Raw genomic sequence first — 25,737 nt, 5'->3', positions numbered from 1 at the left:
TCTCAGCCTGCCATCAGCCGGGCCACATCCAGCATCCGGGCGGAAAAGCCCCATTCATTGTCATACCAGCCAAACACCCGCACCTGGGCCGTCCCGGCCATGCGGGTTTCCGGCCCGGCAATCACCAGCGATTCCGTCCGCGCCCGCAGGTCGGAGGAGACCAGCGGCATATCGGACCAGCCAATCACCTTGGAGGCTGCCACCCCTTCGCGCAGGGCGGCGGTGAAATCCGCCTCGCTCATCGGGGTCTTCAGCTGCGCCACCAGATCCACCGCCGAAACGCTGGCCGTCGGCACCCGCACCGCGGCGCCGCTGACCCGGCCCTTCAGATGCGGCAGCACCTCGTCGATCAGATGCATGGCTGAGGTCGTCGTCGGCACCATCGACTGCGCGCCGCCGCGCGAGCGGGCAAAATCGCCCCGCGGCGCGTCCACCATCGGCTGCGAGTTGGTGTAGCAGTGGATCGTGGTCATATGCGCGGTGTCGATGCCGGCAATCTGGTCCAGCAGCTTGACCAGCGGCGTCAGCGCATTGGTGGTGCAGGAGGCGTTGGAGACGATCCTAGTCTCCCCCAATGCGTCCTCATTGGCGCCCAGCACCATGGTCAGCTCAGCCGCCGGGGAGGGGCCGGAGATCAGCACCTTGGCGGCCCCCGCCTTCAGCCCGCGCTCTGCCACGTCGGAGGTGCGGGCGATGCCGGTGCATTCCAGCACCAGGTCGACGCCGCTCAGATCCACCTTTGTCAGGTCGGGCTCATGGCTCACCGGAATGCTGCGCCCCATCACCTGCAGCGCCCCGCCGCCATGCTCCACCGGATGGGCAAAGGGGCCGAAGGTGCTGTCGTACTGGAACAGATAGGCGCACATGTCCAAGGGCGCGATATCGTTGATCCGCACCACCTCGATGCCGTCGCCGCGCGGCGTGGTCAGAATCTGGCGCAGGATGGCGCGGCCGATGCGGCCGAATCCGTTGATAGCAAGTTTCATGCGCAATCTATGGCAGGCGCGCTGGGGCCGCTCAATCCGTATGCCCGGGAAAATGATCACATTTCCCAAGAGGATGTTTCAGAAAAAGACGGCAAAACCGCAGAACCGTCAGCGGCGTCCTTATTTGCGGCAGATCACCTGGGCATAGTAGGTGCCGGTGATGCTGCGCACCATCGTGTCGAGGTTGACGCTGCAGCCGGTGGCCGCCCGCATCGCCCGCACCGCCTGGCGGGCGGTCAGCACCGCGGGCGGGCGGAAGGGCAGCTGCTCCAGGTTCATCCGGGTGGCGCTGTAGCGGCCCGCTGTGCCCTCGACCGGGGCCACCAGCCAGTCGCGGCCCAGCACGCTGACCTTGGTGCCTTCCACGCCTTTTGCGGAGGCGGCCGACGCAAGTGCGGCGCACAGGGCCGCCGCCAGTGCAGTCTGTTTCATCATTCGAAATGCTCCTGCGGAAAATGCCTGCGCTCAGCCTAGCGCAGCCCCGGCACAAAGCAAGACGCGCCTTACAGGTGGTCCACCGCCTCTGCCTGGCGCAGCTCCGCCGCGCACAGCTGCAGCCCGCGCAGCAGCCGCTCGGCATCGGCCTGCGGCTGCCGCCCGCGCGGTGCCGAGCAGCCCGCCACGATCGGCGTCTGGCCGGGCCGCGACACCGGCACCGCATAGCCGGTGATCCCGGCCTCGAACTCGCTGTCGGTCAGGCAATAGCCCTGTTCACGCGCCTGGGCGACACGCTCCAAGATGGCGGCAGGGTCGGTCAGCGACTGGCTGGTGTGGTGCGGGATCTCGGTCTCCGCCAGCACCGCCGCCGCCTCATCCTCCGGCAGCCCGGCCAGCAGCATCCGCCCCAGGCTGGTATGGGCCAGCGGGATATGCGAGCCGGCCGTGAACCCATAGGTGATATGGCCATGATCCACCGTCGATTGCGCCAGCAGCAGCACCCGGCCCTGGTCGAGCATCGCCAGCGTCACCTCGATCTCCATCTGGCGTGCGTGGCGGTTCAGCACCGGCTGCACCCGGCGGCCGAACTGATTGGCCTGCAGGAAACCGCCCGCCAGCGCCAGCACCCGCGGGGTCAGCGACAGCATCCGCCCGTCCTGGCGCAGATACCCCGCCTGCACCAGCGTCAGCGCCCCGCGCCGGGCGGTGGCCCGGTCCTGGCCGGTGCGCCGCGCAATCTCTGCCAGCGTCATGCTGGGCGTGGCTGCATCAAACACCGCCAGAACCGCCAGCCCCTTGGCAAAGCTCGACGATATATTCCTGTCCTGTTCCATCGCTGTCATCTGCACCGCCCAACCTGTTCTTGAAATACTGCCGCCGGTTCCGGCGGCCTTCGTGCGAATACTGCACACAATGTTCGCCTGATGAACTCTGTCAAGCCGCAAAATCTCCGTAATATCCGGATTACGCAACGGGTTACGGCGAAACCCGGCGGCGGGCTGGACGCTGGGGGCAAATCCGGTGCAATTTCAATCAGCTCACTCGCCAAGAGGCCGCCCATGGCACAAGATTTCACATCCGGCAAACTGGCCCGCCTGGGGCTGCTCAGCGCTGAGGACTGCCGCAAGGCGGCAGAGATCACCTCCCGCGCGCAGTTCGACGGGATCGAGACGGTGCGGGTGCTGTTCCCGGACCAGCACGGCCTCCTGCGCGGCAAGACGGTGATGGCAGAGGCGTTCGCCGGCGTTTTCGAGCGCGGCCTGAATGTGCCCGCAACCCTGCTGCTCAAGGACACCTCCCACCGCACCGCCTTTCCGGTCTGGGAGGCCGGCACCGGCCTGGCCGGACCGATGCAGGGGGCAGGCGACGTGCTTCTGGTGCCGCGCCCGGACACCTGGCGTGCGCTGCCCTGGTCCGGCCATTCCGCCTGGATCTTCTGCGAGCCGGTCTACCCGGACGGCCAGCGGATCCCCTTTGCCTCCAGCGGCGTGCTGCAGCGGGCGGTGGACCAGCTGGCGGGGCAGGGGATGGCGGCTACCTTCGGGCTGGAGGTGGAATTCCACATCTTCGAACTGGCGGACAAATCCGCTGCCCACGAGCAGGCAGGCCGCCCCGGCGCACCGGTCCAGACCCGCAACCTGACGCAGGGCTATCAGTACCTCACCGAAACCCGCTATGGCGAGGTGGAGGGCGTGCTGGACTTGCTCCGCCGCAACGCCCAGAAACTGGGCCTGCCGGTGCGCTCGGTCGAGATCGAAATGGGCCCCAGCCAGGTGGAATTCACCTTTGCCCCCGATGGCGCCATGGCCCAGGCCGACGCGATGGTGATGTTCCGCACCATGGTCAAGGAGGTCTGCGCCAGGAACGGCCTGCACGCCAGCTTCATGGCCAAGCCGCGGCTCGATAACGCCATGGCCAACGGCTGGCACGTGCACCAGTCGCTGCAGGACCTGGCGACGGGCCGCAACCTGTTCATGCCGGAAACCGCCGGGATGCTGACCCCGCCCGCCAGCGCCTGGATGGCCGGCCTGTTGAAATACGCCTCGGAAACCTCCCTGCTGACCGCCCCCACGGTGAACAGCTACAAGCGCTACCTGCCGTTCCAGCTGGCCCCCAACCGGATCGGCTGGGGCGAGGACAACCGCGGCGCCATGCTGCGCGCGCTGATGCAGCCCCATGACCCGGCCAGCCGGATCGAGAACCGCGCCCCCGACAGTTCCGCCAACCCCTATTACGCGCTGGCCGCCCAGATCATCGCCGGCGCCGCCGGGATCATGGAGGGGCTGGAGGCCCCGAAACCCACCCTGTCGCCCTACAGCGAGGACGCCGAGCGCCTGCCGCGCTCGCTGGGCCAGGCGCTGGAAGGGTTTGCAGGCTCAGCCCTCTGCCGCGAGGCGCTGGGCGAAGAGACCGTCAGCTACCTCCTGCAGCTCAAGCAATTCGAGTGGGAACGCTACCTCGACACCGTCAGCGAATGGGAGCAGGCGGAATACTTCAACCTGTTCTGAGCGCCCGCGGGGCGTAAAAAATCTATCCATTCCGGGATTGCCGTCTTGATCGCCAGCCCCGCCCGTTGATAGCGTATACCCGCGTATGCGGGGGCCGGCCTTCCGCCATATGCGGCGCCATTTCCGGCGGCCCCAACCCATTCAAAACCCACGCCTCTTCGAAGGACAAAACCCCCATGAAATACACCGAGGAACACGAGTGGCTGCTGCCCGAGGACGACCTGATCACCGTCGGCATCACCGCCCACGCCGCCGAACAGCTGGGCGAAGTGGTCTATGTCGAACTGCCGGAGCCGGGCACCGAGGTCTCCAAGGATGACGAGATCGTGGTGATTGAATCGGTCAAGGCCGCCTCCGACATCCTCGCCCCGCTCGATGGCGAGATCGTCGAGGTGAACGAGGCGCTGGCCGATGACCCCGGCAAGGTGAACGAGGACCCGGAAGGCGGCGCCTGGTTCTTCAAGATCAAGCCCTCCGACCTGTCGCCGATGGACGATTACATGGATGAAGCCGGCTACAAGGACTTCATTGGCTGATCGGGCTGCGGCCCCGCTCGGGGCCGCCACGCATCTTTACTTGCCTTGCTGCGAGGACGGGATTGAGCCTTTAGTGGTCCGTTGGTCTGTGGTGAAATCGTTTACTGCTCAATCACGAGAAAGGTTATTGATGCTATATGGACCAAGAAACACAACTGTTGATCACGGAATCCGTAAACCTCTATGAGCCTATTGTGGCAGGGGAGAGCGGCCGAATAAAAAACGGATGCCAACTTTGGCGACAATTTCAAAACGCAATCGAAGCGTGTGAGCAGGGCACTACTGGCGCCGAGCGGCAGCTTCAAGAGAAAATAAACGAACTGGCAACTGCAAAGTTTCTTTCTGAAGATCCCAATCTTCCAGGAGGTGCGACTTACGAACCCGATTTTCTTCCAAGTGGAAAGAAAATTGACTTCGTCGCAGAAAGGGAAGCCGACAACTTGTACGTTGAGGTGAAAACCGTGAAGCCTGAAGCCGCAGACAGCGATGATACTTGGGGAAAGTATCAGGAGTTGAGACAGTTTCATCCGCAGAACGTAAACTTCATCGTCAGAGAGGACTGGATGGGCGGGATGATTTACGCAAATACCTTTGCCTCGCGATCAAAGTTCCTTCTCTATTCCTTAGCTTTTGAAGAACGGCTGGAAGAAGCCCAAAGTATCAGGGAAGGGCCAGGGATCCTTGTTTTCTGTGGTACTGGATTCCAATGGAATGTTACTGATCTTGAGGATTTTGCAGATTATTACCGCTTTGGTACACATCGTGCGGATGATCCATTCGCGCTGATGGAGCAACATGAAGTAGAAAACAACAATATTAAACTGCGTCGAAATATCTCGGATTTTTCGTTCGCTCAGCGGCGCAGCCGTAGTGCAAAGGTCCAAAAAATGCACTTCCCTGTGCGAGGGCCGCAAATCGGTCGATAGAACGAATGTGAAGATGTCCACTTAAGCGCAAGTAACGGTAGGATATTTCCGCATATCTGGCCTCGAACGATGCACTCATTTCCTTACGGTATTTTTGAAGGCCTCCGGTGGTAAATTTTTCGGGAGGAGGGAAGGTCTTTCGTCTGCTCAGTACCCGCGCTGCCGGTCCACCTCGTGCAGCAGGTCTTCCCCGGCCTCCAGCCGGCGGTAATTCTCCACCACGTCCTTGAGCGCATCGCCCAGGTGCCAGCCCGACACATGCGGGGTGATGGTCACCTGCGGGTGGGCCCACAGCGGGCTGTCCGCGGGCAGCGGCTCGCGGCTGACCACATCCAGCACCGCATGGCCGGGCGTGCCCGTGTCCAGCGCCGCCAGCAGCGCGGGCTCATCCACCAGATCGCCGCGGCCCGCATTGATCAGCGTCGCGCCGGGCTTCATCGCCGCCAGTGTGTCTGCATTCATCAGCCCGCGGGTGGCGGGAGTGGAGGGCAGGATCGAACAGACGTAATCGCATTCGCTTAGCATCTGCTGCAGCGCGGCGTCGCCGTGGCGGCAGTCCACGCCTTCGATCTCCTTGGGCGAGCGGCTCCAGCCCAGCACCCGGAACCGCATGTCCCGCATCAGCCTCGCCGTCATGCCGCCGATATGGCCCAGGCCCAGAACACCCACGGTGGTTTCCTGCGGACGTCCCGGCGCCAGCGGCTCCCAGGCGCTGCGGGATTGCGAGGCCGCATGGGCCGCCATGTTGCGCTGGCCGCGCAGCACGTAGGCCAGGCAGTATTCGGCAATCTCATGCGCGGGCTCCTGCGGCTTCAGCCGGGTGACCCGCACATGCGGCGCCAGGCTGGGATGCGCCACGATGGTATCCACGCCTGCGCCCAGCTTCTGCACCAGCTGCAGGTTCGGCAGCCGCTCCGGCAGGTCGCCCTTCAGCGCCGAGACCGCCAGCACCGTGATCTCCTCCAGATTGCCGGGGGCCGAGATGGGGCGGATATCCGCGCCGGGGTCTGCCGCCCGCAGTTCTTGTGCCAGCTGTTCCTCCGTGTACCAGCCGTCGTGGCCGATGCTGATCAGCACTGCCATGGGTGCCCTCCTCCCCGCTGCTTGTGTCCTCGTGCCGGACTAAGCCACGGTTCGGGGCAAAGCGAAAGCCGCTTTTTGATACGGCGGCGCAACCGCTTGGCGCGTCAGTCCAGCCGCCGCACCAGGATCTGGTTGCCCTCGCCGCGCTTGGTCTCGAACAGCTTGAGCGAGGCAATCAGGTCGCTCAGCTTGCGCTTGCCATAGCTGCGGGTGTCAAAATCCGGCGAGGCGGCGGTGATGTACTGGCCGATCTGGCCCAGCGTGAACCACTCGTCGTCCTGATCGATCGCATCCATCGCCCGGATCACCAGCTTGGTCGGGTCCACAAGCTCCGCCGGCGCGTTGCCGTTGCCCTCCTCCGGTTTCTTGGGTTTGGGCTTGGCCTTGCCCGGTTCTTCCAGCAGGTTCTCGACATAGATGAACCGCTTGCAGGCTTTGACAAAGGCGGCAGGCGTCTTGCGCATCCCCATGCCATAGACGTCCAGCCCCTGTTCGCGGATGCGGCTGGCCAGCCGGGTGAAATCGCTGTCGGAGGAAATCAGCACAAAGCCGTCGAACCGGCCCGAATGCAGGATATCCATCGCATCGATTACCAGCGCGATGTCAGAGGCGTTCTTGCCGGTGGTGTGGGCAAACTGCTGGTGCGGCACGATGGCGAGCGAGGCCAGCTTGTCCTTGTTCCAGCCCTGCGGCCCGCCGCCCGCGAAGTCGCCATAGATGCGCCGGATGCTGGCCTCGCCGAAGGAGGCGATCTCCTCGAACATCGCTTCGGCGAATTTGGCGGAGATGTTGTCGGCGTCGATCAGGACGGCCAGGAGCGGCGGTTTGGTGGTGTCTGCCATTGCGGATTATGCCTCATGTAAATGGGTTCGGGCCGGGCCGCAGCGCGAATGGCTGCGGCTGGCTGCTGCCGGAATATCCGGACTGAGTATGGGCTGCGGCGGCCAGGATGCAAGAGGGGGGCGGGCCGCCGGATACCCGCAGCGGCTGCCGGGGGGTGCACAGGGGGTGTACGGCAGGTGTACAGGGGGTGCCACCGGTTTTCCGCCCCGGCAGCGCCTCAGGCGAAGGGATCCTCCGGATAGCCCACCCGCGCCAGATAGAGCCCGTGGCCGGGGCAGACCGGACCGCAGGCAGCCCGGTCGCGGGCCTCCAGCGCGGCCTTCACATCCGCCGGATCCCAGGCGCCCGCGCCGACCCGCTCCAGGGTGCCGACAAAGCTGCGGACCTGGTTGTGCAGGAAGCTGCGGGCGCGCACGTGGAAGTGGATCTCCGGCCCGGAAAAGCCCTGCACCCGCTCCACCGTCAGCTCATCCAGTGTCTTGACCGGGCTTGCCGCCTGGCAGATCGAGGAGCGGAAGGTGGTGAAATCGTGGTTTCCGATCAGATAGTTGGCGCCTTCCTGCATGGCGTCGGCGTCCAGCTCATGGCTCAGCTGCCAGACCTGGCCCGCGTCGTGGGTGGCAGGCGCGCGGCGGATCAGGATGCGGAACAGATACTGCCGCTCCACGGCCGAGAACCGCGCGTGCCAGTCCTCCGCCACCCGCGCGCAATCGACAATCGCGACCGGATCGGGCTTCAGGTGGTAATTCAGCGCCTCCGACAGGCGGAACGGATCCCATTCCTTGACCAGATCGCAATGCGCCACCTGTCCCAGCGCATGCACCCCGGTGTCGGTCCGCCCGGCGGCGGCGATGGTATGCTCCCCCGGCTCCAGCCGCGCCAGCGCAGCCTCGATCGCCCCCTGCACCGAGGGCAATTCCTTCTGCCTTTGCCAGCCGGCAAATGGCTTCCCGTGGTATTCGATTTTCAAAGCAAAACGCGGCATGGCCGGGCAAGTAGCAATGCAACAGGGCCGGGGCAAGTCCCGTCTGCACTCTGGTAAGCCGCCGGCCGGCTGCCTATCTTTGTGCGGGCAAGAACAGAGCAGGATCAGGGCCTTGGTGATAACGTCCCTTGCAGACGGGGTAATGAGCGGGGTGGAAAGCGTCACCAGCGGCCTCTCCTCGGCACTGTTCGACCGGCCCTTGCGGCTGGGCGTCACCGGGCTCGCACGCTCCGGCAAGACGGTGTTCATCACCTCGCTTGTCGCCAACCTGATGGACCGGGGCCGGATGCTGCAGCTGAACGCCGCGCGCGAGGGACGGATCGAGGCCGCCTTCCTGCAGCCCCAGCCCGACGACACCGTGCCGCGCTTCGACTATGAGAGCCACCTCGCGGCGCTGACCGGGCCGTCACCCCATTGGCCGGACAGCACAAGGGCGGTCTCCGAGCTGCGTCTCAGCCTGAAGGTGCGGCCCGCCGGCCTCCTGTCCGGGCTGCAGGGCCTGCGCACGCTGCATCTGGACATCGTCGACTATCCGGGCGAGTGGCTGCTGGACCTGGCACTGCTGGACAAGAGCTATGCCGAATGGTCCGGAGACGTGCTCTCCCGCATCGCCAGCCGACCGCTGGCGCAGGGGTTCCTGGCGGAGAAATCCAAGGCTGTCCCCGCGGGGACACATGACGAACCGCAGGCGCAGGCGCTCGCCGCCGCCTTCACAGGCTACCTCAGGGCCGCCCGTGCTGCCGGTTTCTATGATTGCACCCCGGGCCGCTTCCTGCTGCCCGGCGATCTGGAAGGCTCGCCGGTGCTCACCTTCGCCCCGCTGCCGTCCGAGGCCAGCGCTCCGCGCGGCAGCCTCTGGCGCGAGATGGACCGCCGCTACGAGGCCTACAAGTCCAAAGTCGTCAAACCCTTCTTCCGCGATCACTTCGCCCGCATCGACCGGCAGGTGGTGCTGGTGGATGCGCTGTCGGCGATCCACTCCGGCCCGCAGGCGGTGGAGGACTTGCGCCATGCCATGGCCGATATCCTCAGCGCCTTCAAACCGGGCCGTAACCGCTTCCTGACCCGGCTTTTGGGCGGCAAGCGGGTGGAGAAGATCCTGTTCGCCGCCACCAAGGCCGATCATCTGCACCACGCCCAGCACGGCCGGATGACTGCCATCATCGAGGCGCTGACCCGCGAGGCGCAGGACCGCGCCCGCTTCGCCGGGGCTGAAACCGCGGCGCTGGCCATGGCCTCCCTGCGCACCACCACCGAGGAGATGCGCCCGCACAACGGCACCGAACTGCCCTGCGTGCGCGGCACCCTGCTGCAGACCGGTAAGCAGGCGGCCTTTTACCCCGGCGCGCTGCCCGAAGATCCTTCCCAGCTGCTCACCCCTGCCCGCCAGGGCGCCGCGCGCTGGCTGGAGGGCGACTATCAGGCGATGGCCTTTGCGCCGGCGCCGCTGACCCTGAAACACGGCAGCGGCCCGCCGCATATCCGTCTCGACCGCGCCGCCGAATTCCTGATCGGAGATGCCTTGTGACCGTCGCCTTGCGCCCCGCCGCCCCCCTGGATGCCGGTGCCGTGGGGGATATCCTCTACCGCTTTCAGCAGGACACCGAGTGGATGCCCAAGCTCTACACTTGGGCGGAGGTGATCTCCTTTTGCGGCATGATGATCGACCGCGGCTGGGTCACCGTGGCAGAGCGGGAGGGCTGCGTCGTGGGGTTCCTGGCCCAGGATGGCCAGGAGGTCTGCTCGCTCTACCTTGCCCCCGGCGCCTGCGGGCAGGGGGCTGGCAAGGCGCTGCTGGACGCTGCCAAATCTGCCGCGCCGCGGCTGACCTTGCGCACCTTCGCCGCTAACACCCGGGCGCAGAAGTTCTACCGGCGCGAGGGTTTTGCCGAGACCGGCCGCGGTGATGGGTCGGGTAATGAGGAAGGTTTGCCCGACATCGCCTATGAATGGCGCGCCAAGCGGGAGGCGGCGGCATGAGCAAGAAGCCCGTCCTGTTCGACCTCGAGGAAGAGGCCGAAGCGCCCCCGGTCGCGGAGGCCCCGCCGGTCCCTGAGCCTGCGGTGCCGGAGGCCTTGCCGCCGTCGGCGATGGAGCAGGCGGCCCGGATTGCCGCCCGCAGGCCGTCGCGCCTGGCGCGCTGGTTCTGGGCGCTGCTGGTTGCGGTCGTTGGGGCCATGGCCTCGGTCGCGGCCTGGGATTTCGCCACAGGTCTGATCGCCCGGGTGCCGGTGCTGGGCTGGGCCGTCAGCGCCGGGCTGGCGGTGCTGGTGCTGCTGGCGCTGGCGATGGGCTTGCGCGAGCTGGCGGCGCTGTCGCGGCTGCGGCGCGTCGATGTTTTGCGGCATCAGGCGGCTGAGGCAGCAGACCTGGCCGCAGCCCGCGCCTTCACCAACCGGCTGGAGGGCTTCTACAAGGGGCGCGAGGATCTCACCTGGCACCAGGCCCGGCTGGCGGAGCGCCAGGCGGACATTATGGATGCCGACGCCCTCTTGATGCTGGCGGAGGGGGAATTGCTGGTGCCGCTCGATGCCTTGGCCCTGCGGGAGGTCGAGGCCGCCGCGCGGCAGGTGGCCACGGTGACAGCGCTGGTGCCGATGGCGCTGGCCGATATCCTGACGGCGCTGGTCTCCTCGCTGCGCATGATCCGCCGGGTGGCGGGGATCTATGGCGGCCGCCCCGGTTTCTTCAGCTCCTGGCGGCTGACCCGCGCGGTGCTGGCGCATCTGGCCGCCACCGGTGCTGTGGCGGCGGGCGACGACCTGCTGGAGCCGGTGCTGGGCGGCTCGGTCCTGTCGAAGCTCTCCCGCCGGTTCGGCGAAGGCCTGGTTAACGGTGCGCTGTCGGCGCGCGTCGGCATCGCGGCCATGGAGGTCTGCCGCCCGATGCCGTTCTCAGAAGGGTGCAAGCCCAGCACCCGGAAAGTGGTGCAGCGGGCGCTGACGGGCCTGTTTTCCAAGGAGAAATAGGTCGCGCGCCCCAGGCTCATGCGCAGCATGAGCCGCGCCCAAGGCTGAGGAGGGGTTCTGGCGCAGCCAGACCGCCGGCAGGCGCGGGAGCACCCCGGCGGACGAAGTTCAGAACAGTTTCGGCGGCTGATCCTTGGGCTGGCGCATCGCCACGACGCCGGTGCGGAAGCCTTCGCCGATCCGGTCCGCCAGCGCGCCCCATTGCAGCGCGGTGCGCTCCGGCAGCTCTGCCCGCAGCACCTCGTGGAACAGGCCGAGCCACAGCGGGAAATGCTCTGCCTTCACATCGGGGCGCGAGACGTGCACCCGCATCGGATTGCCGCTGTAGCTGCGCTCCCGCAGGATCGCATTGCGCCAGAAGTTTGCGATTTTCTCCTCATGCTCCGGCCAGTCGGAGACATGGGCGGCAAAAACCGGCCCCAGCACGCCGTGCGCGCGCACGCGGGCGTAGAACACGGCAACCACGCGGGTGATCTCCTCTGCACTGATCTCGAACCGCGCCAGCGGGTTCTGCGTTTCGGTCTCAATCATAATCTGCTCCGGCCTGCTTTCGCCGCTAGATAAGTTGAAGCCAAGGCCAGCGGAAGGGGGCAGGCGCATCTGCCGCAGCGCGGCGGCGCGGCCCCACTGGCGCCCGGCGTCCCTGAGGCTATGGTGGGCCGGGAATTTGCCAAAGGTATTGATTTATGGCGGAGAACACCAAGCGGGTTCTGGTTCTGGGCGCCTACGGGTTTATCGGCGCTGAGGTTGTCCGGGCCTTACGGGCCGAGGGTTTCGCTATGACGGGCTTCGGCCGCAGCGCTGAGCAGGCGGCGCGGGTGCTGCCGGGGGTGCCTTTTGCTGAGGCAGATCTGCTTCAGCTGTTGCAGCCCGAAGACTGGGCGCCGCTGCTGCAGGATGTAGATGCGGTCGTGAACTGCGCAGGCGTGCTGCAGGATATGGCGCCGGGTGAGCTGGAGGCCGTGCATCACACAGCCATTGCAGCCTTGGCGGCGGCCTGTGCGGAGCGGGGCATCAAGCTGGTGCAGGTGTCGGCTGCGGGCGCGGGGCCTGAGGCTGGAACGGAGTTCATGCGGAGCAAGGGACGGGGCGATGCAGCCTTGCGTTCCTCCGGAGCTGCGGCCTGGATCCTGAAGCCAGGACTGGTGATCGGGCAGGGCGCCTATGGCGGCACAAGGCTGTTGCGGATGCTGGCGGCGGTGCCGCTGGTGCAACCCGTGGCGCTGGCAGATGCGCCGGTGCAGTGCATCGGAACGGCGGATCTGGCAGCGGCAGTCGCAGCCGCGCTGACGGGAGAGCTGCCGCCCGGCACCTATGATCTGGTCGAGGACCAGCCGCACACGCTGGAGGCGGTGCTGGCAGAGACCCGCTCCTGGCTGGGGTTTGCCCCGGCCCGGCTGGTTCTGCGGTTCCCGGACTGGCTGCTGCCGCCGGTGGCGGCCTGTGCCGATGCGCTGGGGCGGCTGGGCTGGCGCTCGCCCTTGCGCAGCACGGCGATTGCTGAAATCCGCAGCGGCGTGCGCGGGGATCCGGAACCATATCGCGCGGTACGGGGGCAGGGCATTGCGCCGCTGAAAGCCATCTATCAATCGCTGCCTGCAGGCCGCGCGCAGCGGCTGGATGCGCGGATGGCGCTGCTGATGCCCGTCGCGGTTGCGGTGCTAAGCCTGTTCTGGCTGGCCTCCGGCCTGATTGGCCTGTGGCAGCTGGATACTGCGGCGAAGGTGCTGACGGATGAGGGCTGGAGCGGCCTGCTTGCAAAAGCCAGTGTCGGGTTCTGGTCATTTGCCGACATCGCCCTGGGGCTGGCAATCCTGTGGCGGCCCTGGGCGGCGCGCGCTTGCCTGGGGATGGCGGCGGTCTCGCTGATCTACCTGGCCGCGGCCACTGCGGTCACGCCGGAGATGTGGGCGGACCCGCTGGGGCCGCTTGTCAAGGTGCTGCCTGGCCTGCTGCTGGCGCTGATCACCCATCAACTGCTGCAGGAGCGCTGAGATGGATCTGGACCTGATCCTGCGCTGGCTGCATCTGATCGGCGCCTGCGTTCTGCTGGGCACCGGGGCAGGCATCGCCTTCTTCATGCTGATGGCGCACCGCACGCGGGACGCGCGTCTGATCGCCCATACCGCGGGCGTGGTGGTGCTGGCAGATCTTTTGTTCACAGCCACTGCGGTGATCGTGCAGCCGATCACCGGCGGCCTGCTGGCCTGGCGGCTGGGCTGGCCGTTCAGCGAAGGCTGGCTGGCGCTGTCGCTGCTTCTTTACGTGCTGACCGGGGCGTTCTGGCTGCCGGTTGTCTGGATCCAGCTGCTGCTGCGCGACTTGGCGCGGGCAGCAGCAGAGGCAGGGCAGGCGCTGCCCGCGCGCTATCACCGTCTGTTTGCGATCTGGTTTGCCTGCGGCTTTCCAGCCTTCGCCGCGGTGCTGATGATCCTCTGGCTGATGCTGGTGCGGCCTGATCTTGGGGTGTGGCTGATGCGCTAAAACGGAGCTTTCGCCCGGCGGCACCGCCGGGCTGCGCCTGCCTGCCCCCCGGCAGGCGCATTCGCGCCAGCCCAGGCAGGCGCAGCCCTCATCAATGTGCGGCGCATCTGCCGCTTTACCCTCCTGCCGCACCGGCCTATAAGGCCTTTCATGTCCCTATTCGCGGCCATCATTATTCGAATTATATCCCCGGCGCTCTGAACTCTTGAGCCGCCGGGCAAAGGCGCTTGAGCCATCGCGCCGAACCGAATATCCCACAATCCGACCTTGATCATCCAAAGGACGCCCCCGATGTGCGCCGACACGCCTCAGACGCCTGACTATAAAGACACTCTCAATCTGCCGAAAACCGATTTCCCGATGCGCGCGGGCCTGCCCAAGCGCGAGCCCGGCTGGCTGGAGCGCTGGGCCCAGATCGGTGTCTATGACAAACTCCGCGAGAAGGCTGCCGCGGCCAAAGGCACGGACGCGGAGCGCAAACCCTTCACCCTGCACGACGGCCCTCCCTACGCCAACGGCCACCTGCACATCGGCCACGCGCTGAACAAGACCATCAAGGACATGATCGTCCGATCCCACCAGATGATGGGTTTTGACGCACGCTATGTGCCGGGCTGGGACTGCCACGGCCTGCCGATCGAATGGAAGATCGAGGAGCAGTACCGCAAGAAGGGCAAGAACAAGGATGCCGTCCCGGTGGTCGAATTCCGCCAGGAATGCCGCGCCTTTGCCGACAGCTGGGTCGATATCCAGCGCGAGGAGTTCAAGCGCCTGGGCATCACCGGCAACTGGGATGATCCGTATCTGACCATGAACTACCACGCCGAAGCGGTGATCGCGGATGAGTTCATGACCTTCCTGATGAACGGCACGCTGTATCAGGGCTCCAAGCCGGTGATGTGGTCGCCGGTCGAGAAGACCGCGCTGGCCGAGGCCGAGGTCGAGTATCACGACAAGGAAAGCTTCACCATCTGGGTGAAGTTCAAGGTGGCCGAGGCGGGCGGTTTTGTGGCCGCCGACGGCGAGGATGCTGATTTCGCCGGTGCCGACTCGGCGATCGTGGCGCAGGATCTGGAAGGCGCCCATGTGGTGATCTGGACCACCACGCCCTGGACCATCCCGTCGAACAAGGCGGTGGTTTACGGAGCGGACATTGCCTATGGCCTTTATGAGGTGACCGGCACCCCGGACGAATGCTGGGCCAATACCGGCGACCGCTTCCTGCTGGCCGACAACCTGGCCGCCGATGTGTTCAAGCGCGCCCGCCTGGGCGAGGACCAGTACACCCGTCTGCGCGGGGTCTCGGCTGAGGAGCTGTCGAGCCTGTCGCTGAAGCATCCGCTCGCGGGTGCCGAAGGCTCGAACGGCGAGTGGGACGCGATCCGCGACTTCCGAGCAGCCGACTTTGTGACAGACACCGAAGGCACCGGCTTTGTCCACTGTGCGCCCAGCCACGGGATGGAGGAATTCGAACTTTACCGTGATCTGGGGATGCTGGAGCAGGTCATCACCTACAACGTGATGGACGACGGCTCCTTCCGCGCGGATCTGCCGTTCTTTGGCGGCACCTACATCCTCAACCGCAAGGGCGGCGAGGGTGACGCCAACAAGACCATCATCGACAAACTGGTTGAGGTCGGCGGCCTGCTGGCGCGTGGCAAGATCAAGCACAGCTACCCGCATTCCTGGCGCTCCAAGGCGCCGATCATCTACCGCAACACGCCGCAGTGGTTTGCCTCCGTCGACCGCAAGCTGGACGACGGCATGGGCGAGATGGGCGACAGCATCCGCGAGCGTGCGCTGCGCTCCATCGACGAGCTGGTGAAATGGTGGCCGCAGACCGGCCGCAACCGCCTGTTCTCGATGATCGAAAGCCGCCCCGACTGGGTGCTGAGCCGCCAGCGCGCCTGGGGTGTGCCGCTGACCTGCTTCACCAAGAAGGGCGCGCTGCCGACGGATGCGGACTTCCTGCTGCGCAACGAGGACGTGAACAAGCGCATCGTGGCCGAGTTCGAGGAGCACGGTGCCGACGTCTGGTACGAGGATGGCTTCAAGGCCCGCGTGCTGGACGGCATCGTCGATGCGGATGCCTATGACCAGGTGTTCGACGTGCTGGACGTGTGGTTTGACTCCGGCTCGACCCATGCCTTCGTGCTGCGCGACCGTGAGGACGGCACCGAGGACGGCATCGCCGACGTCTACATGGAAGGCACCGACCAGCACCGCGGCTGGTTCCATTCCTCGCTGCTGCAGGCCTGCGGCACCAAGGGCCGCGCGCCTTACCGCAATGTGGTGACCCACGGCTTCACGCTGGACGAGAAGGGCATGAAAATGTCCAAGTCGCTCGGCAACACCATCGTGCCGGAGGAAGTCGTCAAGCAGTACGGCGCCGACATCCTGCGCCTGTGGGTGGCGCAGACCGATTACACCGCCGACCAGCGGATCGGGCCGGAGATCCTGAAGGGCACTGCCGACAGCTACCGCCGCCTGCGCAACACCATGCGCTTCCTGCTGGGGTCGCTGGGCGACTTCAAAGAAGAGCAGCGCGTAGAGCCCGCGGACATGCCGGAGCTGGAGCGTTGGGTGCTGCACCGTCTGGCGGACCTCGATCAGAAGGTGCGCAAAGGCTACCGCGAGTTCGACTTCCAGGGCGTGTTCTCGGCGGTGTTCAACTTTGCCACCGTGGATCTGTCGGCCTTCTACTTCGACATCCGCAAGGACGCGCTGTACTGCGACGGCGACACCCTGAACGCCCGTGCCGCGCGCACCGTGCTGGACATCCTGTTCCACCGCCTGACCACCTGGCTGGCGCCGATCCTGGTGTTCACCATGGAAGAGGTCTGGCTGGAGAAATACCCGGGCGAAGGCAGCTCGGTGCATCTGCAGGATATCCCGGAGACACCCGCCGAGTGGCTGAACCCCGGTCTGGCCGCCAAATGGTCCAAGATCCGCCAGGCCCGCCGGGTGGTGACCGCGGCGCTGGAGGTGCAGCGCACCGACAAGGTGATCGGCGCCTCGCTGGAGGCCGCCCCGGTGGTGCATGTGCGCGACGGCGACGCGCTGGCGGCGCTGAAGTCGGTGAACTTCGCCGATATCTGCATCACCTCGGACATCCTGCTGACCAACGACCCGGCGCCTGCCGAGGCCTTCCGGATGCCCGAAGTCGATGGTGTTTCGGTGGTGTTCGAAAAGGCCGATGGCGGCAAGTGCCAGCGCTGCTGGAAGATCCTGCCGGATGTGGGCAGCCACAGCCATGAGGGTGTCTGCGGCCGCTGCGACAGCGCGCTGGGCTGATCCGCTCCTCATCCTTGAATTGCATGCAGCGCCCGGCCTGATGGCCGGGCGTTGTCATTTTTGCGCTATTGTTGCGGTATTTTCGCACTTTTTCCGTGTGCCGCCTTGTGTCCCGGCATTTTGGATTCCTCTAGATGTTGACCGGTTTTCCACAACTGGTTAAGAATTCGTTAATTCTACGAAGATTTTCAGCCGTAATTTCAAAACATGGCATAGGGCAGGGGGCATTTTTAATGCTGAAGCTGAAAGCGGACGCGCAACGGGCGGACGGGCTTGGCAAGCCGAGTAGCACGGCGGTCCGGATTGATGGGGTTTCTGCGCCGAAAAACATGAAGATCGGGCTGGTGGCCAGCGGTGCTCCGGCCTCGGCTAAGACGCAGAAGCCTTCCGTGAAATCTGCGGCGCCGGCCAAGCGGGCAGCGCAAGCGGCCGCAGGCGCTGCTCAGCAGGCACCTGTCAAGAAGGCCCAGCCTGCCAAGGCGGCGAAAGCGGTCAACGCAGCTCCCTCCGCTGAAAATCTTGCAGCACAGCAGCCCTGTGCGGCGGCGGAGACCGGCAGCGCTCTGCCGAAACTTGGCCTGGCCGCGGCCGGGCTGGCGGTGGCCTCCGCCATGCTGCTCTATTTCCAGTTCAGCGGCGGGACCGCGCCGGTGGCCGAAGAGCAGGCCAGCCTGCAAGCTGGCACCGTTCTGCCTGCCGGGGCGGCTGCGGCTGCGGATCTGGCTGATGGCGCGGGCAGTGGCGAAGGCGCCTTGGTCGCCCGCATCACCGCAGGCACGCTGGCCGCGCTGCGCAGCAAGCAGGCGGAGCCCGGCACCGCCGCTCCGGCCGCCGCCGCCGCAGAGCCGGCTGAAAGCACTGCGCTGTTCAAGATGGTGATGACAGCCGCGGCCCAGGGCCAGTCCGAGGCCTATATCGACCAGATGGTGAACGGTGCCTATGAGCGCCAGGAGATCACCGTGCCCGCCAGCCTGATCCGCGCCGACGGGCGGGTCGATACGGCCACGCTGCTGGCATTGTTCGTCGGCAACTGATCTCCGCTCCGGCGGCTGCGCCGGAGCTGTCGCCGGAAAGCCCGGACAGCCGCCAGCGCTGCCGGGCCGGGGGCCTCATACAACAAAAACAAGATCGACACGCGCCGCAGGCCGCAAACGGCCGCGGTGCACAACACTTCCGGGGGGACCATGAAGAAGATATTTGCTGCCGCAGCCATGGGGCTGTTTGCCCTTGCTGCCAATTCCGCAGCTGCCGAGACCTGTGGCGGGGTTTACACCGTGCAGTCCGGCGACAGCCTGTCGGTAATTGCCGACAAGCTGTACAAGGACGCCGGCAAATGGAGCGCCATCCACAACCGCAACATCGATCAGATCGGCCCCAAGCCGAATGCCATCCGCGTCGGCATGAAACTGTCGCTGGCCTGCCTCGAAGGCCTGCCGCTGGGGCTGCCCGGGGGCAAGGAAATCTCAGCCGCCGTTCCCGCCGCGGCGGTGCCGGTCAAGGTGGCGCCGGGCAACGCCGCGGTGCGCAAGAAGATCAACCTGCTGACCGGCGACGACTACGCACCCTTCACCTCCAAGGCCGCGCACAACGGCGGGCTGATCACCGAGGTGGTGAACGCCGCGATGACCCAGGCCGCGCCTGCCGAGGGCTATGCCATCCACTGGGTGAACGACTGGGCCTCGCATTTCGACCCGCTCCTGTCCAATGCGCTGCTGGACCTCGGGTTTCCCTGGTACAAGCCCGACTGCGAAACCATGCCGGACAGCTACCGCTGCCAGAACTTCCACTTCTCGGAACCGATGTTCGAGACGCTGATGCTGCTGTTTGCCGCCAAGGACCGGCCCTTTGCCTTTGAGCAGGACAGCGACATCGAGGGCAAGACCCTGTGCCGCCCCACCGGCTATCTGACCTTTGACCTGGATGAGCGCGGCCGCCGCTGGATTGCGGACAAGAAGATCACCCTGAAACAGCCGCACAAGGTGAAGGATTGCTTTGACATGGTGGCCGCGGGCGAGGCCGATGCGGTGGCGATCAACGAATTCACCGGCCGCAGCGTGATGAAGGAGCACGGGCTGGAGGATCAGTTCACCATCCTGCCGCAGCCGCTGTCGGTGCTGGGCATCTATGTGGTGGTTCACAAGACCCACCCGCGCGCGGATGAGATGCTGTCGATGATCAACACCGGCCTGCGCAGCATCCAGGAGGACGGCAGCTATCAGGCCATCGTCGAGGACCACATGGCCCGGATCTGGGCCGGTTTCTGAGGAGGGTGCCATCATGAAACGGCTGTTCTCCCGCGTTCTTCAACTGGCTGCAGTGTTCAGCTTTGCACCCGCCGCGGCCTGGGCGATCTGCGACGTGGACTATGTGGCGCAGCCCGGCGACACGCTGTTTTCCATCGCCGAGACCCACTATGGCGACCGCGAGCGCTGGACGCTGGTTTATTACCGCAACCAGAAACTGCTGGCGGGCGCGACCGTGCTGCCGGGCCGCAAGCTGTTCATTCCCTGTGTCACCGGGGCGACGGCGCCGGATGCCACTCCGTTGCGCCGGGACAAGGCAGAGCTGACGCTGCTGACCGGCAGCGGTTACGGTCCCTTCACCGACCGCGGCCTGCCGGGGCAGGGCATGGTGACCGAACTGGTTAATGCGGCGCTGGAACTGGCGCCCGCGCCGGTCAGCTACTCGGTCAGCTGGGAAGACGACTGGTCCAAGCACTTGTTCCCGATGCTGGACAAGAAGGAGTTCGACATGGGCTTCCCCTGGCTCAAGCCCGACTGCGAGGCTGAGCCGGACAATGAGCGCTGCGCCAATTTCCATTTCTCCGAACCGGTGATGACAATGCCGATCATGCTGTTTGCCCGTGCGGACAGCGGCTTTGACTACCGCGAGGACGCGGACGCCGAGGGCAAGACCCTGTGCCGCCCGGCCGGCTATTTCACCCATGACCTGAACCGCGCCGGGCGCCGCTGGCTGGACGAAGACAAGATCACGCTGGTGCAGCCGAAGACCCCGGCCGATTGCTTCCGCATGGTGGCAGAGGGCAAGGTGGATGCGGTGGCGGTCAACCTGTTCCTGGGGGCCAACACGATCGTCAAGGAAGGCCTGCGCGACATTGTCGTGCCGCTGGAGAAGCCGCTGTCGGAAGAGGGCCTGCATGTGGTGATTTCCAAACGCCACTGGCGCGGCACAACCCATCTCTACCGGATCAATGCGGGCCTGCAGAAACTGCGCGGCAGCGGCCGGTTCGAGGAGATCATGTCGCGCCACCTGGAGCTGTTCTGGGCGCAGCTGCAGTAAGGGCAGATGTGTCAGGCTGACAGGGTCTTGGCCGCTTCATAGCCGTGGCAGGCGGCCTCGCATTCCGCCTCGCTGTCCGGATCCTGATGGCCCGCGCGCTGCAGCAGCAGGTGCTCTGCCAGGACCGGGTTTTCCGGCAGCAGGCCGGTGGCGTCTTCGGTGTTTTCCCGGCCGGCGCCGGCCGCGTGCTTGCGGCGGTCATTCGGATAGGCCGGGTTCTGCGGATGGCCGTCCGGCTCCTGCTCCCGCGGGCTGGTGTTTGCGGATTCGCTGCGGTCCGGATCATCCGAACGGACAACCGGACGGGCGGTCAGATGACCGCGGTTCGGTTTGACAGGATCTACCCTTCCTGAAACTGGCAAAAACATAGAGCGGGTCCTTCGCGGTGGCTTTGAACCAGGCTTAAGCGAAGGTTAACATAATGCACTTAACAGCCGGTTAATGCGCTTCGGCGGAAGTGATGGCAGGGGGCTGGGGCCGGCTGGCAGCGCCGGCATAGGCCCGGTCAGCCAGTGATGAGCCGGGCCTTGGCGTAGTTGGCTTCCGCTTGAAGGGCGCTGACCGGTTTGGGGCCCGCCTGGCACCCATTCATCAGGTCCTGATAGAACGCGGCCATGTCAACGCCATGCACCTGCTGCAGGTTCAGCGATTCAGTGCGGGCTGCGGCACGGGCCGGGCCGACATATTGCGGGGTCAGGGCATCGGGGCGCGCGCCGCTCAGCGCCTGTTCCCGCTGCAGGCTGCGGTCCATGCCCTGTGTGGTGCCGTTGGTCAACGGTGCATCCACCGGCTGGCCGCCTGCTTCCGCGATTGCGGGCTGCTTGCGGTACGCGGCCTGCATCTGCTTGATACCGTTATAGAGGCTGGCGGTGCTGGAAACTGCAGGCAGCATTTGATTACCCTTCACTTCGTTCTTGAGACTCACTTTATGATAATTTGACCTAATTCGGTGAGGAATCCTTAGGGCTGGTTAACGGGGTGTTAACGCTGCGCGCGATACCGGAGCGCGGTCAGCCTTGCCGACGGCGCCTTTCCTGAGGATGATGCGGCGGATGGCCAAGCCGGGGAAACGTGATGATTGCAGCCAGCCTTGAAACACCTGTCGGCGCGCTCAGCGTGACGGAGCGGGACGGCGCTATCGTGCGGCTGGCCTGGTCTGCAGAGGCGGCTGGGAAGTCAGAATTGCTGGACCGGGCGCTGGATCAGCTGCGCGCCTATTTCGCCGGTGAGCTGACGGAATTCGATCTGCCGCTGCAGGTGGACGGCTCTGATTTCCAGCAGGCAGTCTGCGCGGCGATGCTAGCGATCCCCTTCGGTGAAACCCGCACCTATGGCGATATTGCCAGGGACCTGGGTGCCCCTCCGCAGCCGGTAGGCAATGCCTGCGGCGGCAATCCGATCCCGGTGATCATTCCCTGCCACCGGGTGCTGAGCGCCACGGGGCTGGGAGGCTTCTCCGGCCAGGGCGGGGTGGAAACCAAGGTCGCGCTTTTGAAACATGAAGGCGCCGCCAGCCTGCTGATCTGATCCTGCAGGCCGGCACCGGTATCCGCATTTGCTTCTTTCTGGTTGAAGGCTCCCCGGGTCAATGCGCCCTGGTGAGCAGCGGGGGCGTCGCCCCACAGGTAACAGTCCGCGCCGCGGGGCGGCACGGAAGGGATCAGGCAAACAGGGCTTTCACCTGTTCATAGAGCGGTGCGGTATCCGCGCCGGAGGTTTCCGGGAAATCGCTTATCAGCGCCAGAATGACCGATTCCATATCGGCTTCGGACGGTGGCTCCTGTGCTGGTGCGGCGGCGGTTTCTTCAGCGCCTTCCGCAGGGGCTGCCTCACCGGTCTCTGCCGTGCCGGATGTGCCTCCTGCCGGAGACTGGGCGGCCTCTGCAGCCTCGGCCTGCTGGGCGCGCCAGCCCCAGGCCTTGGCGTGGTCGGGCGGACCGGGCTGCTTGTTGCCGGTCACTGCGTTCAAAGCGTTGGCAAGCCCGCTTGGGGGGAGTCCGGGGGCGGATACGGAATGCATGGCTGTCTCCTGCAATTGCTGCCGCAAGGGCAAGTTCCGGAGCAGTTTCCGCATTGTCCTGTTAAATCCGGCTTACCGGTGGGCCCGCGTTCTAATGCAAACTCCATTCAAACTTTCGGAGACTTGCGAATGCGCCATGGCAAAATGCAAGAGCGCTGCCGGAGCAGGGCAGCGCTTGCTGGTTTCAGCTGCCTCAGGGGTGCGAAGGTGCGCGGCGGCGTTCGGGAATGATCTGCTGGGCAATGCCGACGAACAGCAGGTAGACCGAGGTGACCACCAGCCCCCAATGAGCCCAGCTGGCCGGGTGGAAGTCGACCCAGGCGGCCCAGCCGGCGAAGAAGGTCCAGGCCAGCGCCACCGGCAGCGAGACCTTGCGCCAGCGGGCCGTGCGCACCGGATGAATGAATTTCAGCGGCAGGAACATGGCAATGGACAACAGCGTCACCAGCACCAGAATGGTCCAATGGCTGGGCTCCAGCGCAAAGATCACCAGCACCGGCATGTTCCACACGCCGGGATAGCCGGAAAAGGAATTGTCCTTGGTCTTCATCCTGGTGTCGGCGTAATACATCGCGCTGCCAAAGGTGATCACGATGATCGCGAACCAGCCGGTCCAGCCGGCCATCAGCCCCGATTGGAACAGGGCAAAGGCCGGGATGAACACATAGGTCAGGTAGTCGATGATCAGGTCCAGCAGCACCCCGTCGAATTCAGGCGAATAGCGTTTGACGTGGTAGTGCCGGGCCAGCGGGCCGTCGATGCCGTCCACGGCAAAGGCCACCACCAGCCAGACGAACATCAGGCTCCACTTGCCGTCCGCCGCCGCCAGCATCGCCAGCATGGCGAACACGGCGCCGGTTGCGGTGAGCAGGTGAACGGACAGGGCGCGCAGTTGAGGTGTCATCCGTCCCTGATGGCGAATTTGCCCACAGGCCGCAAGCGTTCAATGCAGCTTTGAGCGGAATTCCGTGCCCGCGGTAAACTGAATGCGCGCCATGCGGTGGCCGAAGGGGGCGGGGACGGTGATGCCGGGGGAGGAGAACGGCGCCCTGGATGGCAGATCGCCCATCCGCTCCCACGGCTGGCCGCCGGGCGGCGGGGCAGGGGCAGCAGGGGCACCATCGGCATACAGGGCGGCAGAACCGGGATTGGTCATAGCAGAATCCTTTCTGGATCGGTTTCTGCCATCAAGCCGGAGCAGCCTTAACACGGGCTTGCTGCGGCCCAGGAAAATAGCGCGCATTTTAACGAACCACGCCAGCTGGCCCGGGCCGCGCAAGCGGGATCAGCCGCAGCAGCTACTTCCCATTTGCACCGGCGGGCAGGGGACAGTGCCGTAGGAGCAGAACACGCAGCAGTCTCCGGGCTTGGGCCGCAGCAGGGTGCGGCAGCCCGGGCATTCGTGGAACCATTGGCAGGCATCCTGCGGCATCGCCTCCGTGGTCTGATGCCCGCAGGCGGGGCAGGTGAGAGTGCTGGTCAAGACGGGTTTTTCCGGGTTCGAAACGGACATTGGCGGGCCTCCCTGACTTCAGCAGAGGCCGGAATCCGCGACGGGTCAAGTCATGCCTTGGGGTGGGCCCGCATGTAGACATCCATCAGATGGGTGGTGTCCACCGCCGTGTAGGCCTGGGTGGTCGACAGCGACGCATGGCCCAGAAGCTCCTGAATGGCGCGAAGATCGCCGCCTGCCTCCAGCAGGTGGGTGGCAAAACTGTGGCGCAGCGCATGAGGGGTGGCAGTGGCGGGCAGCCCAAGCTGGGCACGGGTTTTCGCCATCACCCCCTGGATCTGGCGCGGGTTCAGCGCGCCGCCGCGCACACCGCGGAACAGCGGCGCCTCGGCCTCCTGCGGATGCGGGCACAGTTCCAGATAGCGGTTCACGGCATCGCGGGCAGCGGGCAGCACCGGCACCACGCGTTCTTTCTTGCCTTTGCCGAGGATGCGCAGCACCGGCGGCAGCGGCGCGTCGGCGCCTTTCAGCCCCAGCGCCTCGGATATCCGCAGGCCGCAGCCGTAGAGCAGCGTGACCACCGCCACATCGCGGGCTGCCACCCAGTCCGTGTCCGATTGCAGCTCCACCGTCTCAAGCACTGCCTTGGCGGCCTCCGGTGCCAGCGGGCGCGGCAGTTTCTTCTGGAATTTCGGGGCGCGGGCCGAGAGCACCGCGGCCGGCTCGAACCCTTCGCGCTGTGCCAGCCAGCGGTAGAAGGTCTTGACCGCCGACAGCTTGCGCGCCAGCGAACGGGCGCCAGTGCCGGAGTTGCGCTCCGACGCCATCCAGGCGCGCATGTCGGCGGTGGTGATCCGCGCCAGCGCGCCCAGCCCCTGCGGGCCGCCGGAATGTTCGGTCATGAAGGCCAGGAAGGCGGTGACATCGCCGCGGTAGGCGGTCAGCGTGTTGGCAGAGGCGTCCTCCAGCCCGCCCAGCCGCTCCAGCCAGAGCTGCAGCGCATCACGGCAGGCCGGGGAAATTATCGTCATGACAGCCAGCTGCGCATCGCGCGCTCGAACACGCCGCCGAAAAAGGCCAGCAGGTCAGTGCCTTGCATCGGCGAGAACTGATGCGGGTCTTCGGACCCCATCACCAGCATCCCCGGCAGGCGGCCGTCGCCCAGGTCCAGCATCAGGCAGGCCTCGGAGCGGATCCATTCGGCCTTCTGCCCATAGACCCTCGGGCTGCCGCTTTGTGTCTGGCGCAGGGTCACGGTGCGCTGGCTGCCGGGCTGGCCGGCATAGCTTTCGGTGAAGCCGGGGCCTGCCAGCTTCAGGGCGCCGGATTTGCGCTCCACCGCGGCGCCGCCGGGCTGCGCGGTTTCCAGCACCAGCGCCAGGGCATCGACGCGCAGGATCTCCGGCATGTCCTGTTCCAGGCAGGCGAGGAAGGCGGTGAAGTCCTGCGGCTCCAGCAGCCGCAGCACAGCGCGGTGGATCAGATTGGTGCCGGCCAGATTGTCATAGGCGGCGGCGATCACCGAGCGGTGGGTGTCCTCCAGCCGGTCAAGCCGGGCCGCCATCCGCTCCATCGCGATGCCGCGCAGGTCGACGACATTGGAGCCCATCGCGCGCTCATTGGCGGCAACCAGGGCGTTCATCAGGTGCTGGTCCTCCAGCACGGCGTCGGGTTTGGCGAGGATCGCCTCGCGCAGCTGGTCTTCCAAATTGGCTGAACTGCTCATGCGTGAAACTCTTGCGGCTCCGGACCTCTGGCGGGTTTGGTCCCGTGTATAACACGGGAATTGCGCAATGCTGCGGAAAAATGCGGGCGTTGCGGAAATTGCAGCGCGGGGGAGGCTCCCGCCCGTCGCGGTGCAGTGAAATGCCCCGCTCCCGTTGGGCCAGGCGCCGGGCGCATGCCCGGCGCCG

General features: G+C 65.7%; 28 protein-coding genes. 13 read left to right on the top strand and 15 right to left on the bottom strand.

Annotation, left to right across the window (positions count from 1 at the left end; genetic code table 11):
- Positions 1–2 precede the first annotated feature (2 nt).
- The 3 genes from ACFMBG_RS15150 to ACFMBG_RS15140 form a co-directional block, all read right to left on the bottom strand.
- The gene (locus ACFMBG_RS15150) at positions 3–986 is read right to left on the bottom strand and encodes a type I glyceraldehyde-3-phosphate dehydrogenase (protein ID WP_421055534.1); all 984 of its coding nucleotides are present in this window, start codon (positions 984–986) and stop codon (positions 3–5) included.
- A 120-nt stretch (positions 987–1,106) separates the two neighbouring features.
- A complete protein-coding gene (locus ACFMBG_RS15145) occupies positions 1,107–1,421 on the bottom strand; it encodes a hypothetical protein (protein ID WP_421055533.1) in 315 nt (104 codons plus the stop codon).
- Positions 1,422–1,489: 68 nt separating this feature from the next.
- Positions 1,490–2,257: an IclR family transcriptional regulator domain-containing protein gene (locus tag ACFMBG_RS15140; protein ID WP_421055532.1), complete on the bottom strand. Its 768-nt coding sequence runs from the start codon at positions 2,255–2,257 to the stop codon at positions 1,490–1,492.
- 225 nt (positions 2,258–2,482) lie between these two features.
- Between ACFMBG_RS15140 and ACFMBG_RS15135 the strand changes: the two genes are divergently transcribed.
- From ACFMBG_RS15135 to ACFMBG_RS15125, 3 genes are all read left to right on the top strand, one after another.
- Entirely contained in the window at positions 2,483–3,931 is a 1,449-nt protein-coding gene (locus tag ACFMBG_RS15135; protein WP_421055531.1) for a glutamine synthetase family protein, read from the top strand.
- A gap of 176 nt (positions 3,932–4,107) precedes the next feature.
- Complete coding sequence (gene gcvH, locus ACFMBG_RS15130; protein WP_421055530.1) at positions 4,108–4,467, top strand: glycine cleavage system protein GcvH; 360 nt, start codon at positions 4,108–4,110, stop codon at positions 4,465–4,467.
- A gap of 137 nt (positions 4,468–4,604) precedes the next feature.
- Positions 4,605–5,393: a hypothetical protein gene (locus ACFMBG_RS15125; RefSeq protein WP_421055529.1), complete on the top strand. Its 789-nt coding sequence runs from the start codon at positions 4,605–4,607 to the stop codon at positions 5,391–5,393.
- Positions 5,394–5,540: 147 nt separating this feature from the next.
- On the opposite strand, the gene ACFMBG_RS15120 is transcribed toward ACFMBG_RS15125, so the two are convergent.
- From ACFMBG_RS15120 to truA, 3 genes are all read right to left on the bottom strand, one after another.
- The gene (locus tag ACFMBG_RS15120; protein ID WP_421055528.1) at positions 5,541–6,476 is read right to left on the bottom strand and encodes a 2-hydroxyacid dehydrogenase; all 936 of its coding nucleotides are present in this window, start codon (positions 6,474–6,476) and stop codon (positions 5,541–5,543) included.
- Between the two features lie 104 nt (positions 6,477–6,580).
- On the bottom strand, positions 6,581–7,318 hold the full coding sequence (locus tag ACFMBG_RS15115) for an NYN domain-containing protein (protein WP_421055527.1): 738 nt from the start codon (positions 7,316–7,318) through the stop codon (positions 6,581–6,583).
- A gap of 218 nt (positions 7,319–7,536) precedes the next feature.
- Complete coding sequence (truA, locus tag ACFMBG_RS15110; RefSeq protein WP_421055526.1) at positions 7,537–8,304, bottom strand: tRNA pseudouridine(38-40) synthase TruA; 768 nt, start codon at positions 8,302–8,304, stop codon at positions 7,537–7,539.
- Between the two features lie 112 nt (positions 8,305–8,416).
- On the opposite strand from truA, the gene ACFMBG_RS15105 reads away from it, so the two are divergent.
- The 3 genes from ACFMBG_RS15105 to ACFMBG_RS15095 are packed head-to-tail and all read left to right on the top strand — an operon-like array spanning position 8,417 to position 11,273.
- Positions 8,417–9,832 (top strand): YcjX family GTP-binding protein, encoded by a 1,416-nt coding sequence (locus ACFMBG_RS15105; protein ID WP_421055525.1) that lies wholly within the window; start codon positions 8,417–8,419, stop codon positions 9,830–9,832.
- The gene (locus ACFMBG_RS15100; protein WP_421055524.1) at positions 9,829–10,284 is read left to right on the top strand and encodes a GNAT family N-acetyltransferase; all 456 of its coding nucleotides are present in this window, start codon (positions 9,829–9,831) and stop codon (positions 10,282–10,284) included. The genes ACFMBG_RS15105 and ACFMBG_RS15100 overlap by 4 nt, the downstream gene beginning before the upstream one ends.
- The gene (locus ACFMBG_RS15095) at positions 10,281–11,273 is read left to right on the top strand and encodes a YcjF family protein (RefSeq protein WP_421055523.1); all 993 of its coding nucleotides are present in this window, start codon (positions 10,281–10,283) and stop codon (positions 11,271–11,273) included. Before ACFMBG_RS15100 ends, ACFMBG_RS15095 begins: the two co-directional genes overlap by 4 nt.
- 108 nt (positions 11,274–11,381) lie before the next feature.
- Here ACFMBG_RS15095 and ACFMBG_RS15090 read toward each other — a convergent pair whose 3' ends face one another.
- The gene (locus tag ACFMBG_RS15090; RefSeq protein WP_421055522.1) at positions 11,382–11,804 is read right to left on the bottom strand and encodes a group III truncated hemoglobin; all 423 of its coding nucleotides are present in this window, start codon (positions 11,802–11,804) and stop codon (positions 11,382–11,384) included.
- Positions 11,805–11,959: 155 nt separating this feature from the next.
- Between ACFMBG_RS15090 and ACFMBG_RS15085 the strand changes: the two genes are divergently transcribed.
- The 6 genes from ACFMBG_RS15085 (at position 11,960) to ACFMBG_RS15060 (ending at position 20,351) form a co-directional block, all read left to right on the top strand.
- Entirely contained in the window at positions 11,960–13,267 is a 1,308-nt protein-coding gene (locus ACFMBG_RS15085) for an SDR family oxidoreductase (RefSeq protein WP_421055521.1), read from the top strand.
- 1 nt (position 13,268) lies between these two features.
- The gene (locus ACFMBG_RS15080; RefSeq protein WP_421055520.1) at positions 13,269–13,757 is read left to right on the top strand and encodes a DUF2269 family protein; all 489 of its coding nucleotides are present in this window, start codon (positions 13,269–13,271) and stop codon (positions 13,755–13,757) included.
- 291 nt (positions 13,758–14,048) lie between these two features.
- Positions 14,049–17,051 (top strand): isoleucine--tRNA ligase, encoded by a 3,003-nt coding sequence (gene ileS, locus ACFMBG_RS15075; protein ID WP_421055519.1) that lies wholly within the window; start codon positions 14,049–14,051, stop codon positions 17,049–17,051.
- 233 nt (positions 17,052–17,284) lie between these two features.
- Positions 17,285–18,085, top strand: coding sequence for a hypothetical protein (locus ACFMBG_RS15070; protein ID WP_421055518.1), 801 nt, complete (start codon positions 17,285–17,287; stop codon positions 18,083–18,085).
- Positions 18,086–18,235: 150 nt separating this feature from the next.
- Positions 18,236–19,315, top strand: a complete 1,080-nt coding sequence (locus tag ACFMBG_RS15065; RefSeq protein WP_421055517.1) for a peptidoglycan-binding protein LysM — start codon at positions 18,236–18,238, stop codon at positions 19,313–19,315.
- Between the two features lie 13 nt (positions 19,316–19,328).
- Complete coding sequence (locus tag ACFMBG_RS15060; RefSeq protein ID WP_421055516.1) at positions 19,329–20,351, top strand: ABC transporter substrate-binding protein; 1,023 nt, start codon at positions 19,329–19,331, stop codon at positions 20,349–20,351.
- An 11-nt stretch (positions 20,352–20,362) separates the two neighbouring features.
- Here the strand turns inward: ACFMBG_RS15060 and ACFMBG_RS15055 are convergent, their stop codons facing one another.
- Both ACFMBG_RS15055 and ACFMBG_RS15050 read right to left on the bottom strand, forming a co-directional pair.
- Complete coding sequence (locus tag ACFMBG_RS15055; RefSeq protein ID WP_421055515.1) at positions 20,363–20,719, bottom strand: hypothetical protein; 357 nt, start codon at positions 20,717–20,719, stop codon at positions 20,363–20,365.
- A gap of 137 nt (positions 20,720–20,856) precedes the next feature.
- Entirely contained in the window at positions 20,857–21,243 is a 387-nt protein-coding gene (locus ACFMBG_RS15050) for a hypothetical protein (RefSeq protein ID WP_421055514.1), read from the bottom strand.
- 182 nt (positions 21,244–21,425) lie between these two features.
- Between ACFMBG_RS15050 and ACFMBG_RS15045 the strand changes: the two genes are divergently transcribed.
- Positions 21,426–21,878, top strand: coding sequence for a methylated-DNA--[protein]-cysteine S-methyltransferase (locus ACFMBG_RS15045; protein ID WP_421055513.1), 453 nt, complete (start codon positions 21,426–21,428; stop codon positions 21,876–21,878).
- Between the two features lie 133 nt (positions 21,879–22,011).
- Here the strand turns inward: ACFMBG_RS15045 and ACFMBG_RS15040 are convergent, their stop codons facing one another.
- From ACFMBG_RS15040 to ACFMBG_RS15015, 6 genes are all read right to left on the bottom strand, one after another.
- On the bottom strand, positions 22,012–22,311 hold the full coding sequence (locus ACFMBG_RS15040) for a hypothetical protein (protein WP_421055512.1): 300 nt from the start codon (positions 22,309–22,311) through the stop codon (positions 22,012–22,014).
- 253 nt (positions 22,312–22,564) lie between these two features.
- Positions 22,565–23,275, bottom strand: coding sequence for a CDP-alcohol phosphatidyltransferase family protein (locus ACFMBG_RS15035; protein WP_421055511.1), 711 nt, complete (start codon positions 23,273–23,275; stop codon positions 22,565–22,567).
- Between the two features lie 39 nt (positions 23,276–23,314).
- Positions 23,315–23,527, bottom strand: coding sequence for a hypothetical protein (locus ACFMBG_RS15030; protein WP_421055510.1), 213 nt, complete (start codon positions 23,525–23,527; stop codon positions 23,315–23,317).
- Between the two features lie 129 nt (positions 23,528–23,656).
- Positions 23,657–23,884 carry a GDCCVxC domain-containing (seleno)protein gene (locus ACFMBG_RS15025; RefSeq protein WP_421055509.1) on the bottom strand — a complete coding sequence of 76 codons (228 nt, stop codon included), beginning with the start codon at positions 23,882–23,884 and terminating at the stop codon, positions 23,657–23,659.
- A gap of 50 nt (positions 23,885–23,934) precedes the next feature.
- Entirely contained in the window at positions 23,935–24,855 is a 921-nt protein-coding gene (locus ACFMBG_RS15020) for a tyrosine recombinase XerC (RefSeq protein WP_421055508.1), read from the bottom strand.
- The gene (locus tag ACFMBG_RS15015) at positions 24,852–25,550 is read right to left on the bottom strand and encodes a DUF484 family protein (RefSeq protein ID WP_421055507.1); all 699 of its coding nucleotides are present in this window, start codon (positions 25,548–25,550) and stop codon (positions 24,852–24,854) included. Before ACFMBG_RS15015 ends, ACFMBG_RS15020 begins: the two co-directional genes overlap by 4 nt.
- Positions 25,551–25,737 lie beyond the last annotated feature (187 nt).

The organism is Leisingera coralii (assembly GCF_049056525.1).
GTDB lineage: Bacteria > Pseudomonadota > Alphaproteobacteria > Rhodobacterales > Rhodobacteraceae > Leisingera > Leisingera coralii.
This window is presented reverse-complemented; position numbering and strand designations above follow the sequence as displayed.